A 16,794-nucleotide genomic window follows, 5' to 3' on the forward strand; every position below is an offset into this window, starting at 1 on the left:
CGTTCCAGCGTGCGCCCGGACCACCACGGCGGCAATCCGGGCCCGGGGGCAGGGTGTCGCCGGCGGGCAGGGCAGGGCAGGAGCCGGGCGAGGACACGAGATCCGGAGGTGATGCGCCGTGACCGGACGAACGGCACCCGCTGCCCTGGCGGCGCGGCTCACGGGCCGCACCGCCACCGCTGAGCGCCGGCTCTCGGCGACGCTCGTCGAGGTCACCCTCGACGACGGCAGGCCGGTGCTGGTCAAGCGGGGCGAGGGCCCCGGCGCGGCACGCGCCGAGGCGGCCGGACTGCGCTGGCTCGCCGCGACCGACACGGTCCGCGTGCCGACCGTGTACGGCCACGACGAGGACCGGCTGGTGATCGGCCGGGTGGAACAGGGAGCACCGAGCGATGCGGCGGCGACCCGTCTCGGCGCCGATCTGGCCGCCCTGCACGCCTGTGGCGCACCCTCCTTCGGGGCGCCGCCGCCGGGCGGTCCTCGGGAGGCGTACATCGGGCGCGCCCCCCTGCGGAACGTTCCCGGTACCGCCTGGCCGGCCTGGTACGCCGAGCACCGGGTGCTGCCGTATCTGCGCCGCACGGTCGACGACGGCACGATCCGCCCGGCCGAGGCCGCCGTCGTCGAGGAGGTCTGCGTTCGGCTGCCCGCCCTCGCGGGGCCGGCCGAGCCGCCCGCACGGCTGCACGGCGACCTCTGGAACGGCAACGTCCTGTGGGGCGCCGACGGACGGGCCCACCTCATCGACCCGGCCGCGCACGGCGGCCACCGCGAGAGCGACCTGGCGATGCTCGCCCTCTTCGGCTGCCCCCGTCTGGAGCGGGTGCTGGAGGGCTACGAGCGGGCCGCGCCCCTCGCCGACGACTGGCGCCGGCGCGTCGGCCTGCACCAGCTCTTCCCGCTGCTGGTGCACGCGGTGCTGTTCGGCCGCGGCTACGCCGAACAGGCCCTGGAAACGGCACGGGCGGCGCTCGCGCGATGAGCGCGGGCGCCGCCCGGTGCGACGTCGGTGGCGAGGAGAGCGGAAGTGCTTGAATCATTTGGAGTGAATGAGAAGGAAGCCCCTCCATGGCCTCGCCGCGGCCAACGCTAGCACTCAGTCCGGGATCAGGTCGCGCAGATTTTCGAGGGTGATGATCCGGGAGTCCGGGTGCAGCCCCTCGGGCCGTTCGAGGCCGAGGTAGGTCACGGGCCCGTCCGGGACCGACCGGCCGTCCCAGAGGTCCACGACCGTGTCGCCGTCGGACATCAGGTCGATCAGGTACGCCACCGTCAGCTGCTCGCGCTCCACGACGGCACGCACCACCTTGGACACCGACACCTGGTTCTCCTCGACCCGGTTGGCCTCCGTGACGCCCTTCAGGTACAGGTGCAGCCACTTCGCGCGCCACCGGCCGTCGTCCCCGCGCCGGAACACCAGCGGCAGTGCCACCCGGCCCACGCCGCGCAGCTCCGACTTCATCCGCACGGTGCGGGGCTCGAAGGGCCGGCCCTTCTGCTCGCCGTCCCGGAGCATGAACCCGAAGAACGACTCCTCGGCCTCCTCGAACCCCTCACCCGCGTAGATGTTGACCTGCGGAACGACAAAGGGTGCGCGCACCCGGTCCAGGGAGAGGTTGATGAACTCCGAGGCCCCCTCGGGCGCCTCGGTGACATCGCCCGAGTGCTCGCCCCCGCCGTCCTTGAGGGAGGTGTAGGAGAGCCAGGAGTCGGTGCTGTAGTCGGACCGCAGCAGCAGGGCCGACAGGTCGTAGTCGGTCCGCCGCTCGGTCTCCTTCCAGTACACGAAGAAACGCAGCAGGTCGCCCTCGACCGCCGACACCGATCCGCGCGGCAGCACCCCGAGCCCGGCCGAGGTCGCCCGGCCGCTGAGCGGCAGCGCCACGTCGACGATGTCGGGGTCGATCAGCAGCCGGCCCGCCACCGGCAGCCGGCGCCGGATCTCGGCGTCGAGCGCGGCGATCAGCCGGTCGCGGTCGGCGGCCGGCACGGGCATCCGCCGGTCGCGGGTCACCCAGGCGCGGCCCCGGCGGTTGACGAAGATGCGCGGACGGTCGCTCTCCCGCTCGCGGTTGTGGAAGTGCTCGCGCACCGACAGCACGACCCGGGCGGAGACCCCGGGCGCCGCCCGGACCGCCGCGTCCACCACCGCGTCCCGCTCCGCCTGGTCCGCTGCGGCGCGCAGCAGCAGGTCCAGGGCGCGGAACAGCCTGCCGGGAGCGGGCTCCAGCAGCCTCACCACGCCGCGTACGTCGGAGCTGTCGAGCAGCTGCTCGAACCGGCTGCCGAAGGACCGCGCCTCCTTCTCGCCGCGTGCGACGGCGAACACGTCGGCGGCGTGCGGCCAGCGCGGGTACTCGTGCGGGTGCAGGCGCTCCCCGAGCCGCTTGAAGGGCTCCCGGTGCGCGTGTACGTCGGCGAGTTTCGCGGGGTTCGCCGCGACCACGGCGTCCAGGCCCGCGAGCAGGGCCCGGCGCACCGGACGTGCGAGCGGCCGGAACCGGGTCGGCTCCTGCAGCGTCACGTCGCCGCCCGACAGCGCGCAGGCCAGCCGCAGCACGTCGGTGACGGTGTCCAGGAGGAGGTCCGCGCCGACGCCGAGCCGGGCGGTGTTGACGACCGCCCGGTTCTCCCGCACCGGGACCTTCTCCGGCTGGGGGCCGAGCGCGCACCGCTCCGCGAGCAGCCGGAGGTCGGCCAGGTGCTCCTCGCCCAGCGGGGTGGTGCTGCCCGCCAGCGCCAGGTACAGGTCGGTGAGCTCCTCGTCCAGGGTCCGGCCGGCGTGCAGGACGGTCACCCGGTCGCCGGCCGAGGCGATCAGCTCGTCCTGCGCGGCCAGCATCTCCTCGTAGCTGTGCTGGTAGCGGCCGTACGTGGGCAGGCTCAGCAGGTCCAGCACACCGTTCGCCAGCTGGGCCAGCACGTTCTCGCGCGACTTCTCGTCGCCGAGGGCCTGCGCGACGCACCGCGCCCAGAACTCCTCGGTGTCCGGCACGTTCGCCGGGAAGTCGATGAAGTAGGAGTTGTGGCGGACGTGGTCGCCCACCATCTCGCGCACGATGCGCAGGGTCCGCCGGGCGGTGTGCAGGACGGCCGCCCCGGACAGTCCCGACAGCCGCTCCAGCAGCTCCGCCGAGAGCTTGAAGCCCACGCCCATCAGGGCGGCGTCGAACTGCCGCGCGGCCGCGGTGCCGTCGCCTGCGGACCCCGTGGGGGCGGGCAGGCGGTGGGTGTGCCGGATGACCAGCGATGCGAGACTCTGCGTCATTGCGGGATGATCGCAGAGGTGTGCGAACCGGCGCACCGGAGTTTCGCCGTGCGCCGCCCCGCCCGCGACCGGTCCCGTCAGACCTCCGTGGCCGCCTCCAGCCTCCTGCGCGCGTGCGCGAGGAAGCTGTCGAGGGCGAACTCGAAAGCGGCGTCCGCGCGGCCGTCGCCCACCGCGTCCAGGGCCCGCGCCAGGCGCGGAGTCGCGGACTCGTCGGTGATCTCCCACATGGCCACGGGGGCGGCGAGGTCCAGCGCCGAGCCCAGGACGACGTTCTCCAGCGCGACCAGCACCGCCATCACTTCCGGGAGGGGGAAGCCCGCGTCGAGGAGCAGGGAGACGGCCCGCTCGTACTGTTCGAGGACGCGCGGGGCCCGGACCGGCGAGGTCATCAGCAGCGGGATGGCCCGGGGGTGGGCCGCGAAGGCGGCCCGGTAGGAGCGGGCCCATGTCTCCAGTGCGTGGTCCCAGGGCCGGAGGTCGAGGGCGGAGGCGTCGATGCCCGCCGCGACCCGCTCGCGCAGCAGTTCCACGATGCCGTCCCGGCCGTCCACATGGTGGTACACCGAGCCGGTCTGCACCCCGAGCCGTCGTGCGATCTGCGGAACGCTGAACTCGCCCTGCGCGGCGAGAAGTTCCAGCGCGGTGGTGGTGATGCGCTCCCTGTCGAGCAGGGGGGTGCGCGGCCGTCCCATGTCGTCCGTCCCCTCCGAGGTCTTCCCAGCGGTCCGAGTGAAGGCTACATTGCAAAAACCGAAAGCCTTTAGGTTAACGGGCCCGGGTGATCCCCTACGGCCCCCATCCCGCCCCCCGCCCGCAGCAGAAGGGCTTTCCCCATGACCGTCACCCCCGACGCGACCACCGCCGACGCGCCCGCCGCCCCGGCCGCGGGCGGCGAGGACTCCCCGGCGCCGTCCCTGCGCTCCGGCTCGCTCGGCACCACCGACATCGCCTTCTTCGTCGTCTCGGCCGCCGCCCCGCTCACGGTGATGGCCGGCGTCGCCCCGCTCGCCATCCTGATGGGCGGCATCGGCGCCCCCGTCGGCTACCTCGTCGCCGGGCTCACGCTCGCCGTCTTCGCCGTCGGCTTCACCACGATGAGCCGCCACGTCCGCAGCGCCGGCGCCTTCTACGCGTACATCACCCGGGGTCTCGGCCGCCGCGCCGGCATCGGCGCCGCGCTCCTCGCGCTCGTCGGCTACAACGGCATGGAGATCGGCGTGTACGGCCTCCTCGGCACCGCCGCCCGGGACACCGCCGACGCCCTGTTCGGCGCGCGCGTCCCCTGGCTCCCCGTCTCTCTCGTGGGCCTGCTGCTCATCGGCTGGGCCGGCTACCGGTCCATCGACTTCGGCGCCAAACTCCTCGGCGTCCTGCTCGTCGCCGAGACCGGCATCCTCGTCCTGCTCGCCGGGGCGGTCCTGATCAAGGGCGGCGCCGGCGGCCTCTCCGCCGCCTCCTTCGCCCCGGACAACGTCATGGTCCCCGGCATGGTGGCCGTCCTGGCCTTCGCGTTCGCCGCGTTCACCGGCTTCGAGTCCACCGTCATCTACCGCCGCGAGGCCCGCGACCCGGCCCGCACGGTGCCCCGCGCCACCTATCTCGCCATCGGCTTCCTCGGCCTGTTCTACGCCTTCATCGTCTGGACCGTGATCCAGGCGTTCGGCGACGCCCAGGTCGTCGCGGCGGCAGGCTCCAACCCCGCGGCCCTGTTCTTCTCCGCCATCACGACCTACGTCGGCCCCTGGGCGGCCGACCTGATGCGCGTCCTCATCGTCACCAGCGTCCTCGCCTCCCTGCTGGCCTTCCACAACGCCATCAACCGCTACGGACTGGCCCTCGCCGAGGAGGGGATCCTGCCCAAGGCCCTGGCCCGCGTCCACCCGCGCCACCGCTCCCCGTACGTGGCGGGCATCGCCCAGACCGTGCTCGGCGCGATCGTGGTCCTGGCCTTCGCCGCGGCCGGCGCCGACCCGTACATGCAGCTGCTGCTCTGGGTGAACACCCCCGGCATGCTCGCCCTGATGCTGCTGCAACTGCTCGCCGCGCTCGCCGTGCCCTTCTACTTCCGGCGGATCAGCCACTCCGAGGGCGTCCTGCGCACGGTCGTCGCCCCCGTGGTCGCGGCGGTGCTCCTGGCGGGCGCCATCGCCCTCGTCGTCAGCCACCTCGACCAGTTCACCGGCGCCTCCACCACGGTCAACACCCTCCTGGCGGCCCTCGTCCCCGCCGTCCTCGTCATCGGCCTCGTCCTCGCCCGGTGGCTGCGCCGGGCCCGCCCCGAGGTCTACGCCGGCTTCGCCGCCGAACCCCCGGCCGGCACCGGGCACTGACCGCGCCCCAGCCGACCGCCGCCACCCGCACCACCCTCACCCGAGGAGAGCCTCTCCATGCCCACCGCCGACCTCGTCATCACCGGCGCCCGAGTCCGTACCCTCGACCCCCGGCGGCCCCACGCCACCGCGCTGGCCGTGCGCGACGGACTGATCGCCGCCGTCGGCGAGGAGACGGACCTGCGGGACTGGCAGGGGCCGGGCACCGAGACCGTCGACCTGGGCGGCGCCCACCTGGTGCCGGGCCTGGTGGACAGCCACAGCCACCCCGTGTGGGGCCTGGACCTGGCCACCGGCATCGACCTCACCGCCGTACGCGACCTCGACGGGCTGCGCGCCGCGCTCACCTCGGGGGAACGTGTCGACGGCTGGGTGATCGGCCACGGCCTGGACCACAACGTCTTCGGCGGCCGCAGCGTCGACCGCGCCCTCGTCGAGGACGTCCTGGACGGCGCCCCCGCCTTCCTGCGCCTGTACGACGGGCACTCCGCCCTCGTCAGCGAGGCCGCCCTCAAGCTCGCCGGCATCACCGGGCCGCGCGCCTTCGAGCAGCGCTCGCACATCGTCGTCGACGACGACGGACGGCTCACCGGCCACCTGGTCGAGCACGCCGCGATGGAACTCCTCCAGCCCGTCATGCCCCGGCCCTCCTTCACCGAACGACGTGCGCGGCTCGCCGAGCTGCTCGGCGCGATGGCCGCCACCGGCCTCACCGGCGCCCATGTCATGGACCTCGGCGACCTCGACCTGGTGTCCGCGGTCGCCGAGGAGTCGGTGCTGCCGCTCCGGCTGCGGTTCGCGCCCTGGTGCATGCCCGGCGCCGACGCGGACGACCTCGCCGAACTCGTCGAGCTGCAGGGCAGGGGCGGGCGGCACTGGCAGGTCGGCGGCGTGAAGTTCTTCATGGACGGCACCGTGGAGGGCGGCACCGCCTGGCTGGACCACCCCGACTGCCACGGCCAGGGCTCCGACGCGTTCTGGCCGGACCCGGCCGCCTACAGTGACGCGGTACGGCGCCTGCACCGCGCCGGGGTCCGCACGGCGACCCACGCGATCGGGGACGCGGCCGTGCGGCACGTCCTCGACACGATCGCCTCCCTGGGGCCGGGCGGGCGGCTCGCCCACCGGGTCGAGCACATCGAGTCGGTGCCGGACGAACTGGTGGCGCGGTTCGCCGAGGTGGGGGTCATCGCCTCCATGCAGCCCCCGCACACCGACTACACGCGGGCCGACCTGAGCGACGAGTGGTCCCTGCGGCTCGGAGAGGAACGCGCGGTGCGGGCGTGGCGGCTGCGGGATCTGCGGGACGCGGGCGCGGTCGTCGCCCTCGGGTCGGACTGGCCCATCGCCCACTACGACGCGCGCGCCGTCCTGGCGACGGCCCGCGAGCCGCGGGGCGCGGCGTCCGGCGGGGCGGGACTCACCGGGGTGCAGGCGCTGGAAGGCTGCACGAGTCACGCGGCGCTGGCCGCGGGGGAGGCCGATGTCACCGGCCGCGTCGCCGTGGGCTTCCGCGCCGATCTCACCGCGCTGGGGGTCGATCCCGTGGAGGCGCCGGCGGACGAGGTCGCGCAGGCGCCGGTGCGGTTGACTGTGACGGGCGGGCGTGTGGTGCACCGGGGGCTCTGAGGGGTGGGGTGAGGTTGGGCGGGGTGGGTCGGGGGTGGATTCGGTCGTGGGTCGGGTGCGGGTGAGTGGGGGCTGATCGCGCAGTTCCCCGCGCCCCTGAAAAACAGGGGCTGCGCCCCATGCTTTTCAGGCCCGCAGAGCCGTCACTTCCCGACCCGCAGGCCTCATGCTTTGGTCCGCAGGGCCGTCGCTTCCCGACCCGCAGGCCTCATGCTTTGCCCGCAGGGCCTCGCTTCCGGGCCCGCAGGCCCTGGGCTTCTAAGGCCCGCAGGCCATGGGTCTTTCAGGCCTGCGGGGCCTGGGTTTTTCAGGCCCGCAGGGCCGTTGGCTTTTCAGGCCCGCGGGGCCTGGGTTCTTAGGCCCGCGGGGCCTGCGTTTTTAGGCCCGCAGGGCCTGGGTTTTTAGGGGCGCGGGGAACTGCGCGAGAAGCCCCACCGGGCCCGCAGATGCCCCGAACCGAAGCCCCCACCCCCTCGCCCCGTACCCCGGAGCCGTCAGCCAGGCGAGTCGGGAAGGTCGCGGAGGTCCTTCACCCGCTTCAGCTTGCCGACCGACCGTTCCAGGGTCTCCGGGTCCACGATCGCCACCTCCACCGTGACACCCACCCCCTCCTTGACCGCCCGGCCGATCGCCGCGGCCACGGCCTCCCGGCGGTCCCCGCCCGCGCCCGGCCGCGCCTCGACCAGGACCGTCATATGGTCCATGCGGCCCCGCCGGGTCAGCCGGATCTGGAAATGCGGCGCCACGCCGGGCGTGCGCAGCACGATCTCCTCGATCTGGCTGGGGAACACGTTCACCCCACGCAGGATGATCATGTCGTCGCAGCGGCCGGTCACCTTCCGCATCCGGCGGAACGCGGGCCGGGCCGTACCCGGCAGCAGCCGGGTCAGATCGCGGGTGCGGTACCGGACCACCGGCATCGCCTCCTTGGTCAGCGAGGTGAACACGATCTCCCCCTCCTCACCTTCCGGCAGCACGGCATCCGTCAGCGGGTCGACGACCTCGGGGTAGAAGTGGTCCTCCCAGATGTGCAGCCCGTCCTTGGTCTCCACGCACTCCTGCGCGACACCCGGCCCCATCACCTCCGACAGGCCGTATATGTCGACCGCGTGCAGCCCCGCCCGCTCCTCGATCTCCCGCCGCATCTCCTGCGTCCACGGCTCCGCCCCGAAGATCCCCACCTCCAGCGACGAGGTGCGCGGATCGACACCCTGCTTCTCGAACTCGTCCAGCAGCGTCAGCATGTAGGACGGCGTCACCATGATGATCTCGGGACGGAAATCCTGGATCAGCTGCACCTGCCGGGCGGTCATGCCGCCGGACGCCGGAATCACCGTGCACCCCGCCCGCTCCGCCCCGTAGTGCGCGCCCAGCCCCCCGGTGAACAGACCGTAACCGTAGGAGACATGCACTTTGTGCCCCGGGCGCCCGCCCGCCGCCCGGATCGAACGCGCCACCACGTCCGCCCAGCGCGAGATGTCCCCCTCCGTGTAACCCACCACCGTCGGACGCCCCGTCGTACCGCTGGAGGCATGCACCCGCCGTACCTCCCCCATCGGCACCGCGAACATACCGAACGGATAGGTGTCCCGCAGATCGGCCTTCGTCGTGAACGGAAAACGCGCCAGATCATCCAGCGACTGGCAGTCCTCGGGCCCGACCCCCGCCGCATCGAACTTCCGCCGGTACAACTCCACATGGTCGTACGCATGCCGCAGAGTCGCCCGCAACCGCACGAGCTGCAGCTCCCGCAACTCCTCCGGAGCCAGGCGTTCACCCTCGTCCCACAGGTCGCGGGGGAGCGGTTCGCCCAGGCTGCTGCTCATCGCGACTCCTTCGTGCCCGCCGTCCTGTGAGCCGACCGACCATTCGGTTGCCGTACGTCACGGTCATGTAACCCAGGGGTGTCAGGACCTGTCAAGGAGGGCGCTGATCGCGGGAGGGGCCGGGCGGGTCTTGCCTGCTCGCTCGAATCGCGTCACACTGTTCCCGAACGAATGGTCGGTTGGGAAGCTGGTATCGATGACGACGACAGACTCCACCGGGGCGACGTCCCAGGACGCCGAGGGAGCCCCGAACGCCCCGGACGCCCAGGACGCGCTGCTGGAGCACTTCGAGGCGACGATCGCGCGGGATCAGCGGATCGAGCCGCGCGACTGGATGCCCGACGGCTACCGCAAGACGCTCGTCCGGCAGATCGCCCAGCACGCCCACTCGGAGATCATCGGCATGCAGCCGGAGGGCGAGTGGATCACCCGTGCGCCCTCGCTGCGCCGCAAGGCGATCCTCTTCGCCAAGGTCCAGGACGAGGCGGGCCACGGGCTGTACCTGTACTCGGCGGCCGAGACCCTGGGCGCCGACCGCGCGGACCTGACCCGGCGGCTGATCGAGGGCCGCCAGAAGTACTCGTCGATCTTCAACTACCCGACGGCGAACTTCGCCGACGTGGGCGTGATCGGCTGGTTCGTGGACGGCGCGGCGATCTGCAACCAGGTGCCGCTGTGCCGGAGTTCGTACGGACCCTACGCGCGTGCCATGGTGCGGATCTGCAAGGAGGAGTCCTTCCACCAGCGGCAGGGGTACGAACTGCTGCTGACGATGATGCGCGGTACCGACGCCCAGCGGGAGATGGTCCAGGACGCGGTGAACCGCTGGTGGTGGCCCTCGCTGATGATGTTCGGCCCGCCCGACGACGCCTCGCCCAACTCCGCCCGGAGCATGGCGTGGAAGATCAAGCGGCACAGCAACGACGAACTGCGGCAGCGCTTCGTCGACATGACCGTCCCGCAGGCGGAGAAGCTCGGCGTGACCCTGCCCGACCCCGAGCTGCGCTGGAACGAGGAGCGCGGCCGGCACGACTTCGGCACCCCGGACTGGGAGGAGCTGAAGCGCGTGATCACCGGTGACGGGCCGTGCAACGAGCAGCGGATGGAACGGCGGCGGACCGCGCACGAGGAAGGTGCCTGGGTCCGCGAGGCGGCCACCGCCCACGCGGCCCGGCGCGACGAACGAGCCCGGAAGGGGACGGCGGCATGAACGGCGGCACGACCGGAACGAGCGGCGAGGGCGCGGCCCGTACGGGCCACGGTGGCACGGCCCCCGCGAACGACGCGGGCGCGGCCCGCCCTGACAAGGGCGACTGGCCGCTGTACGAGGTCTTCGTGCGCGGCAAGCGCGGACTCAACCACGTCCACGTCGGCTCGCTGCACGCCGCCGACGACCAGATGGCCCTCACCCACGCCCGCGACCTGTACACCCGCCGCAACGAGGGCGTCTCCCTGTGGGTGGTGCGCTCCGAGCACATCGCCGCCTCCACCCGCGACGAGAAGGACCCCTTCTTCGAGCCCAGCGCCGACAAGGTGTACCGCCATCCCACGTTCTACGACATCCCCGCCGACGTCCCGCACATCTGAGGAGCAGGGCATGAGTGACGACCACGTCTACCTGTCCCTCGCCGAGGGACACGAGGACGATGCCCGCTGGGCGTACGGCACCGGTTTCGAGGACCCGCTGCACGGCGTGGACACCACGGTGCCCGAGGGCGTGGACGCCGGTGAACTGGCCGCGCTCTGCGTGGCGTTGGCCGACGACGCGCTGGTCGGCGCCCAGCGGCTCGCCGAGTGGACCACCCGCGCGCCCGAACTGGAGGAGGAGGTCGCCCTCGCCAACATCGGCCTCGACCTCCTCGGCCAGGCACGCCTGCTGTACTCCCGCGCCGGGCAGGTCGACGGCACCGGGCGCGGCGAGGACGCGTACGCCTACTTCCGGGACGCCGGCGACTTCCGCAACGTCCGCCTCGCCGAACTCCCCTGCGGTGACTTCGCGTTCTCGATCGTCCGGCTGCTCGTACTGTCCAGCTGGCGCCTCGCGTACTTCGAGCGGCTGGCGGAGCACCCCGACCCGGTGCTCGCGGCGATCGCGGCGAAGGGCGTCAAGGAGCTGACCTACCACCGCCAGTACGCCGCCGAATGGGCCGTGCGGCTGGGCGACGGCACCCAGGAGTCGCACCGGCGGATGCGCCGGGCGCTGGAGCAGACCGCGCCCTACCTCGGCGAGCTGTTCACCGCCCACGACGTACGGGACGAGGTCGTCGACGTGCTCCGCCAGGTCACCGAGGCGGCCGGACTGCCCATGCCGGTCTACCGGCCGCTGCCGGGCGCGGGCCGCGCCGGCGACCACACCGAGCATCTGGCGCCGCTGCTGGCCGAGTTGCAGAGCGTGGCCCGCGCCCACCCGGAGGCGACATGGTGACCACGCCGGCCGAGACACGGCGCGCCCGGCACATCGCCGAGCAGGTGCCGGACCCCGAGCTGCCCATGCTGACCCTCGCCGACCTCGGCGTCCTGCGGGACGTCGAGCTGACGGAGGACGGCACGGTGGTCGCGAGCCTGACCCCGACCTACTCCGGCTGCCCGGCCATGGCCGAGATGCGCGCCGACGTGGCGGCCCGGCTGAGCGCCGCCGGGTACGCGCGGGTGGAGATCCGTACGGTCCTGAACCCCCCGTGGACCACCGACTGGATCACCGACACCGGCCGCCGCAAGCTCACCGAGCACGGCATCGCCCCGCCCGGCGCGGCACCCCGGGGCCCGGTCCCGCTCCTGCTGTCACCCACCCGGCGTGCGGTGGCCTGCCCGCGCTGCGGCTCGGCGGACACCGAGGAGACCTCCCGCTTCGCCGCCACGTCCTGCAAGTCCCTGTGGCGCTGCCACGCCTGCCGCGAGCCGTTCGAGCACGTCAAGGAGATCTGATGGAAGGCCTCAAGGAAGAACCGACGCGAGGCCCGCGGACCGGGGCGGTGGCCTCGCCGCTGCCGGTGGGTTCCGTCACCCCGGCGGTCCCCGCGCGTGCTCGCCGCCGTCCGGCCTTCCACGCCCTGCGGGTCGCCTCCGTGGAGCCGCTCTGCGAGGACGCCGTGGCCGTCGGGTTCGCGATCCCGGCGGAGCTGGCGGAGGAGTTCGCGTTCGCGCCCGGACAGTCGCTGACCCTGCGGCGCGAGATCGACGGACGCGACGAACGCCGCTCGTACTCGATCTGTTCGCCGGCCGGTACGACGCCGCGCATCGGTGTGCGGGTCGTGCCGGGCGGGTTGTTCTCGTCGTGGCTCGTCGGTGACGTACGGCCCGGCGACACCGTCGAGGTCATGGGCCCCACCGGGTTCTTCACCCCCGACCTCGGAACTCCGGGCCACCATGTACTGATCGCGGCGGGCTCCGGCATCACGCCGATGGTCTCCATCGCCGAGTCCGTGCTGGCCGCCGACCCCTCCTCGACCGTCACCCTCTTCTACGGCAACCGCCGCAGCGGCACGGTGATGTTCGCCGACGAACTGGCCGACCTGAAGGACCTGTACCCGGCCCGCTTCCAGCTCGCGCACGTCCTGTCCCGTGAACCCCGTGAGGCCGAGGTGCTGTCCGGCCGCCTGGACGCCGGCCGGCTCTCGGAGCTGATCGGCGCCCTGGTCGACGTCCCCACCGCGGACCACTGGTGGCTGTGCGGTCCGCACGGCATGGTCCGTGACGCCCAGGAGGTGCTGGCCGGACTGGGGGTGCCGGACGACCGCGTGCACCAGGAGCTGTTCTACGCCGACGACGAGCCCGTACGGGAGGCCCGGCACGAGGAGGCCGCCGTCGAGGGGCCCGTCAGCGAGGTCACCGTCACGCTCGACGGCCGCTCCACCACCGCCGCGCTGCCCCGCGAGCGGAGCATCCTGGAAGGGGCCCAACGCACCCGCCCCGACCTGCCGTTCGCCTGCAAGGGCGGCGTCTGCGGCACCTGCCGGGCACTGGTCACCGACGGCAAGGCCGACATGCGCCGCAACTTCGCGCTCGAACCGGCGGAGGTGGCCGCCGGGTACGTCCTGACCTGCCAGTCGTACCCGGTGTCGGAGACGCTGACGGTCGACTTCGACACGTGAGGGTGGGGCGGGGACGGGGTGCGTCGTCGGGTGCGGGCCCGGTGGGGCTTCTCGCACAGTTCCCCGCGCCCCTGAAAGATCGGGCCCTGCGGGCCTGAAAAGCAGGGGCTGCGCCCGGGGCTTTTCAGGGGCGCGGGGAACTGCGCGACCAGCCCCCACCGGCCCGCACCCGAACGAACACCCCTGACGACACCGGCCGCTCAGTTCCGCGTCGCCGACCGGCCGGCCGCCGCCGCGCCGATCGACTCCACCAGCGGCGACAGCCGGTGGGGCACCCGCTCCCTCAGCGCGACCTCCGTGCGGGTGCGCACGACGCCCGGAAGGCTGATCAGCGCCTGGATGACGTCCTCCAGGTGCGCGTTGTCCCGGGCCACGACCCGGGTCAGGAGATCGCCGCCGCCGGTGATCGAGAAGGCTTCGACGATCTCCGGTACGGCCGCCAGCGCGTCCCCCACGTCGTCCAGGTGCCCCTGGGTCACCTCGATGTGCACGAACGCCAGTACGGGGTGGCCGAGGGCGGCGGGGGAGAGGGACGGCCCGGTCCCCGTGATCACGCCCTCGCGTTCCAGCCGGTCGAGGCGGGCCTGCAGCGTGCCCCGGGCGACGCCGAGGATGCGGGCGTACTCCCGCACGCTGGTGCGCGGCCGGTCCAGCAGCAGCCGCAGGATGCGCGTGTCGAGCTCGTCCACGGCCATGGTCCGTTGGCCTCCCTGTGTCGTCCGTCGACCGGGTTCGACTGTACCAATGGCCCAGTGGAAAGCGCGCCGGTTGAGCCATCGGGCCTCCGGTGCTTTCCTGATGACCATCGATGGCGCCGCGCAGCGCAGGACGGCAATGAGGCCGGTCCGTGCCCGCGGCGCCATTTCCATGCCGTGACGGTGTGGCAGGGCTCCGGTGGACGGGCCTCGGGGCCCGTACGGGCCGAAGCGAACGGGAGAGGGCGGGCGGCCGGCGGTGAAGAGGATGTTCATGGCTCCGGACCCGGGGCTGCTGAGGCTGCGGATCGCGACCCGGGCGGTGCTGGGCATCGGTCTCGCGGTGGCCGCGGCGGAGGCCGCCGGGCTGTCCCTGACGGCCTCGATCACGGGCGGGCTCACGGCGCTCCTGGCCCTCTTCACGGTCACCGACCCCACCGTGCGCGGCCAGGCGCTCACCACCGCGCTGCTGCCCGCCGCGGGCTTCCCGGTCCTGGCCCTCGCGACGGTGCTGCACGACGTACCGGCACTGCGCGACACGGTCTGGCTCGTGGTGATCTTCTGCGGCGTGCACGCCCGCCGCTGGGGGCCCCGCGGCCACGCGCTCGGCATCTTCGCCTTCATGACCTTCTTCGTCACCCAGTTCCTGCACGCCGTCCCGGGCCAGCTGCCGGAGCTGTACGCGGCGATGACCCTCGCGCTGGCGGCGGCCTCGGCCGTCCGCTTCGGCGTCTGGTGCGTCGAGCGGCGCTTTCCCCCGCCGGCCGCCCCCGCCCCGGGCGACGGCCGGGGACTCGCCCGGTCCACGACCCGTCAGGCCTTCCAGGCGAGCGCCGCCTGCGCCTTCGCGATGGCCGTCGGACAGGTCCTCTCGCAGGAGCGCTGGTACTGGGCCGTCGGCACCGCCTGGTGGATCTTCGTGAACACCACCTCGCGCGGCGAGACCCTGGTCCGCGGCTTCCGGCGTCTCCTCGGCACGGTCACCGGCATCCTCGTCGGCCTCCTGGTCGCCGTCCCCCTGCACGGCGCCCCGGCCCCGACCGCCGCACTGGTGGCCGTCTGCGTGTTCGGCATCTTCTACACCGCCGCCGTGTCGTACTCCTGGATGATGCTGTGCGTCACCGTGATGGCGGCCCTGCTCTACGGTCTGCTCGGCGTCCTCGACCCCGCGCTCCTCGGCCTCCGTCTGGCACAGACCGGGGTCGGCGCGCTGGGCGCCGCGCTCGCCGTGGCGCTGATCCTCCCCGTCACCACGCACGCGGTCACCGACCGGTGGGTGGGGCGGGCCCTGCACGCGGTGCGCGACTGCACCGCGGCGGCGGCCCGGAGCCTGGCGGGGGACCCCGAGGCGGACCCGGCGCCGCACGTGGCGGAACTGGAGGCGCTCCTGGGGCGCGTACGGCTGTCCCTCGGGCCCCTGGTCCACCCGCTGAACCCGCTGCGCCCGCGCAAGCAGAGGGCCCGCCGGGTGCTCGCCCTGCTCGACGAGTGCGCCCGCGAGGCCCGGGGGCTCGGCGAGGTCGTGCGGGCCTCCCACGAGGGACACCGGACGGCACGCACACCCGACACCGTGACCGCCGGCGCGGACGCCTCCCACGCGGCCCGCCTCACCGCCGCCTGCAGCCGTGTCGAATCGGCCGTCGAGACGCTGGTCGGCGCGCTGCCCGAGCGCCCCGCCCCGGCGCACGCCGGCGCATCCCACCTCGGCCGTCACCCCGGCGCGGAACAGGCCCTCGCGCACCTCCAGGGCATGGAACGCGCCCTCGCGGACCTGGCCGCTCCGCTGCGCGGCTCCTCCCTCGTACAGACTTTGGTCTAGACCTGCTGCTACTGTTCGCCCGCACACCGGCGAGCGGGAGGGGACGGCAGTGTCGACAGAACCTCGGAGCAGGGGCGGACGGCGGCCACGACGGGCCTACATCGGGTCGTTCACCTCGGCGGGCGGCCTCGGTGTCCTCACCGCCGCCGTGGACGAGGAGAGCGGAGCGCTCACCGTCCTCGGCGGCGCGGACGACGTCCCCGACCCGTCGTACCTCGCCCTCTCCCCGGACGGCGACACCCTGTACGCGGTCAGTGAGCGACCCGAGGGGGCCGTGGCCGCCTACCGGGTGACCGGCGACAGACCCGAGTTGACCGGGCCCCCCGTCGCCGTGGGCGGCGGCCCCACGCACCTGTGTCTGCACGCCGGCCACGCCCTGACCGCCGACCACGGCTCCGGCAGCGTCACCGCCGTTCCCCTGCGCCCCGACGGCACCCTCGCCGCCCGCGCGTCCGGGACGCTCCGGCACACCGGCCCCGGCCCCCGGGACCCGCACGCCCACCAGGTGGTGCCCGCCCCGGGCGGCCGCCGCTTCCTCGGCGTCGACCTCGGCTCGGACGCGGTGCGGGTGTGCGCGCTGGAGGACGGCGTCCCTGTCGTGCTCCACGAGACGGCCCTGCGGCCGGGCTCGGGCCCCCGTCACCTCGCCCTCCATCCGCACGGGCCGTTCGTCTACGTGCTGAACGAACTCGCCGCCACGGTCACGGTGTGCCGCTGGAACGCCCCTGACGGCCCGCTGGAGGCACTGGGAGAGACCCCGGTGCTCCCGGGGGCACCCGAGGACGACGCGTACCCCTCGGGCATCGTCACGTCACCCGACGGGCGTTTCGTGTGGACGGCGACCCGCGGCGCGGACCTCCTCTCGGTGCTCGTCGTCGAGGACGCCGGGCTTCGCCTGGTCGCGACCGTCCCCTGCGGCGGCCACTGGCCCCGTGCCCTCGCCCACGCGGCCGGGAGGCTGTACGTGGCCAACGAGCGGTCGGGCGACGTCACCTGGTTCACGGTGGACCCGCAGACGGGCGTACCGGTGCGAGCGGGCTCGGTCGAGGCACCGGCGGCCTCGTGTGTCGTCCTGGACGTGTAGGTCTGCCTGGACGTGTAGGTCCGCGCGGACACGGCCGAGGGCCCGCTCC

The 16,794-nt window shown here is 73.5% G+C and carries 14 protein-coding genes; 10 read left to right on the forward strand and 4 right to left on the reverse strand.

Annotated features, from left to right (window positions below):
* The first annotated feature begins 118 nt into the window (after positions 1 to 118).
* Entirely contained in the window at positions 119 to 982 is an 864-nt protein-coding gene (locus PYR72_RS41955; protein WP_275460150.1) for a fructosamine kinase family protein, read from the forward strand.
* Positions 983 to 1,096: 114 nt separating this feature from the next.
* Here the strand turns inward: PYR72_RS41955 and PYR72_RS41960 are convergent, their stop codons facing one another.
* Entirely contained in the window at positions 1,097 to 3,268 is a 2,172-nt protein-coding gene (locus tag PYR72_RS41960) for a hypothetical protein (RefSeq protein ID WP_275460151.1), read from the reverse strand.
* Positions 3,269 to 3,345: 77 nt separating this feature from the next.
* Positions 3,346 to 3,963 carry a TetR/AcrR family transcriptional regulator C-terminal domain-containing protein gene (locus PYR72_RS41965; protein ID WP_275460152.1) on the reverse strand — a complete coding sequence of 206 codons (618 nt, stop codon included), beginning with the start codon at positions 3,961 to 3,963 and terminating at the stop codon, positions 3,346 to 3,348.
* 141 nt (positions 3,964 to 4,104) lie between these two features.
* On the opposite strand from PYR72_RS41965, the gene PYR72_RS41970 reads away from it, so the two are divergent.
* Entirely contained in the window at positions 4,105 to 5,601 is a 1,497-nt protein-coding gene (locus PYR72_RS41970; RefSeq protein WP_275460153.1) for an APC family permease, read from the forward strand.
* A 57-nt stretch (positions 5,602 to 5,658) separates the two neighbouring features.
* Positions 5,659 to 7,230 carry an amidohydrolase gene (locus PYR72_RS41975; RefSeq protein ID WP_275460154.1) on the forward strand — a complete coding sequence of 524 codons (1,572 nt, stop codon included), beginning with the start codon at positions 5,659 to 5,661 and terminating at the stop codon, positions 7,228 to 7,230.
* Between the two features lie 494 nt (positions 7,231 to 7,724).
* On the opposite strand, the gene paaK is transcribed toward PYR72_RS41975, so the two are convergent.
* On the reverse strand, positions 7,725 to 9,056 hold the full coding sequence (gene paaK, locus PYR72_RS41980) for a phenylacetate--CoA ligase PaaK (protein WP_275460155.1): 1,332 nt from the start codon (positions 9,054 to 9,056) through the stop codon (positions 7,725 to 7,727).
* 196 nt (positions 9,057 to 9,252) lie between these two features.
* Between paaK and paaA the strand changes: the two genes are divergently transcribed.
* The 5 genes from paaA to paaE all read left to right on the forward strand — a co-directional run bounded on the left by paaA (position 9,253) and on the right by paaE (position 13,147).
* Positions 9,253 to 10,266 (forward strand): 1,2-phenylacetyl-CoA epoxidase subunit PaaA, encoded by a 1,014-nt coding sequence (gene paaA, locus PYR72_RS41985; RefSeq protein ID WP_275460156.1) that lies wholly within the window; start codon positions 9,253 to 9,255, stop codon positions 10,264 to 10,266.
* 110 nt (positions 10,267 to 10,376) lie between these two features.
* Positions 10,377 to 10,643, forward strand: a complete 267-nt coding sequence (gene paaB, locus PYR72_RS41990; RefSeq protein WP_037726608.1) for a 1,2-phenylacetyl-CoA epoxidase subunit PaaB — start codon at positions 10,377 to 10,379, stop codon at positions 10,641 to 10,643.
* Between the two features lie 10 nt (positions 10,644 to 10,653).
* Entirely contained in the window at positions 10,654 to 11,481 is an 828-nt protein-coding gene (gene paaC / locus PYR72_RS41995; protein ID WP_275460157.1) for a 1,2-phenylacetyl-CoA epoxidase subunit PaaC, read from the forward strand.
* The gene (gene paaD, locus PYR72_RS42000; protein ID WP_275460158.1) at positions 11,475 to 11,981 is read left to right on the forward strand and encodes a 1,2-phenylacetyl-CoA epoxidase subunit PaaD; all 507 of its coding nucleotides are present in this window, start codon (positions 11,475 to 11,477) and stop codon (positions 11,979 to 11,981) included. Before paaC ends, paaD begins: the two co-directional genes overlap by 7 nt.
* Positions 11,981 to 13,147, forward strand: a complete 1,167-nt coding sequence (gene paaE / locus PYR72_RS42005) for a 1,2-phenylacetyl-CoA epoxidase subunit PaaE (RefSeq protein WP_275460159.1) — start codon at positions 11,981 to 11,983, stop codon at positions 13,145 to 13,147. The genes paaD and paaE overlap by 1 nt, the downstream gene beginning before the upstream one ends.
* Positions 13,148 to 13,347: 200 nt before the next feature.
* Here the strand turns inward: paaE and PYR72_RS42010 are convergent, their stop codons facing one another.
* The gene (locus PYR72_RS42010) at positions 13,348 to 13,842 is read right to left on the reverse strand and encodes an Lrp/AsnC family transcriptional regulator (RefSeq protein WP_275460160.1); all 495 of its coding nucleotides are present in this window, start codon (positions 13,840 to 13,842) and stop codon (positions 13,348 to 13,350) included.
* Positions 13,843 to 14,110: 268 nt separating this feature from the next.
* Between PYR72_RS42010 and PYR72_RS42015 the strand changes: the two genes are divergently transcribed.
* Positions 14,111 to 15,661 (forward strand): FUSC family protein, encoded by a 1,551-nt coding sequence (locus tag PYR72_RS42015; RefSeq protein ID WP_275460161.1) that lies wholly within the window; start codon positions 14,111 to 14,113, stop codon positions 15,659 to 15,661.
* Positions 15,662 to 15,710: 49 nt separating this feature from the next.
* Positions 15,711 to 16,745, forward strand: a complete 1,035-nt coding sequence (locus PYR72_RS42020) for a lactonase family protein (RefSeq protein ID WP_275460162.1) — start codon at positions 15,711 to 15,713, stop codon at positions 16,743 to 16,745.
* Positions 16,746 to 16,794 lie beyond the last annotated feature (49 nt).

Source organism: Streptomyces sp. VNUA24, assembly GCF_029167005.1.
Classification (GTDB): Bacteria; Actinomycetota; Actinomycetes; order Streptomycetales; family Streptomycetaceae; genus Streptomyces; species Streptomyces scabiei.

Excerpts from the sequence above, each read along its gene's own strand:
- PYR72_RS41960 (WP_275460151.1), bottom strand. The coding sequence starts at position 3,268 with ATGACGCAGAGTCTCGCATCGCTGGTCATCCGGCACACCCACCGCCTG.
- PYR72_RS41965 (WP_275460152.1), bottom strand. The coding sequence starts at position 3,963 with ATGGGACGGCCGCGCACCCCCCTGCTCGACAGGGAGCGCATCACCACC.
- PYR72_RS41970 (WP_275460153.1), top strand. The coding sequence starts at position 4,105 with ATGACCGTCACCCCCGACGCGACCACCGCCGACGCGCCCGCCGCCCCG.
- PYR72_RS41975 (WP_275460154.1), top strand. The coding sequence starts at position 5,659 with ATGCCCACCGCCGACCTCGTCATCACCGGCGCCCGAGTCCGTACCCTC.
- paaK (WP_275460155.1), bottom strand. The coding sequence starts at position 9,056 with ATGAGCAGCAGCCTGGGCGAACCGCTCCCCCGCGACCTGTGGGACGAG.
- paaA (WP_275460156.1), top strand. The coding sequence starts at position 9,253 with ATGACGACGACAGACTCCACCGGGGCGACGTCCCAGGACGCCGAGGGA.
- paaC (WP_275460157.1), top strand. The coding sequence starts at position 10,654 with ATGAGTGACGACCACGTCTACCTGTCCCTCGCCGAGGGACACGAGGAC.
- paaD (WP_275460158.1), top strand. The coding sequence starts at position 11,475 with ATGGTGACCACGCCGGCCGAGACACGGCGCGCCCGGCACATCGCCGAG.
- paaE (WP_275460159.1), top strand. The coding sequence starts at position 11,981 with ATGGAAGGCCTCAAGGAAGAACCGACGCGAGGCCCGCGGACCGGGGCG.
- PYR72_RS42010 (WP_275460160.1), bottom strand. The coding sequence starts at position 13,842 with ATGGCCGTGGACGAGCTCGACACGCGCATCCTGCGGCTGCTGCTGGAC.
- PYR72_RS42015 (WP_275460161.1), top strand. The coding sequence starts at position 14,111 with ATGTTCATGGCTCCGGACCCGGGGCTGCTGAGGCTGCGGATCGCGACC.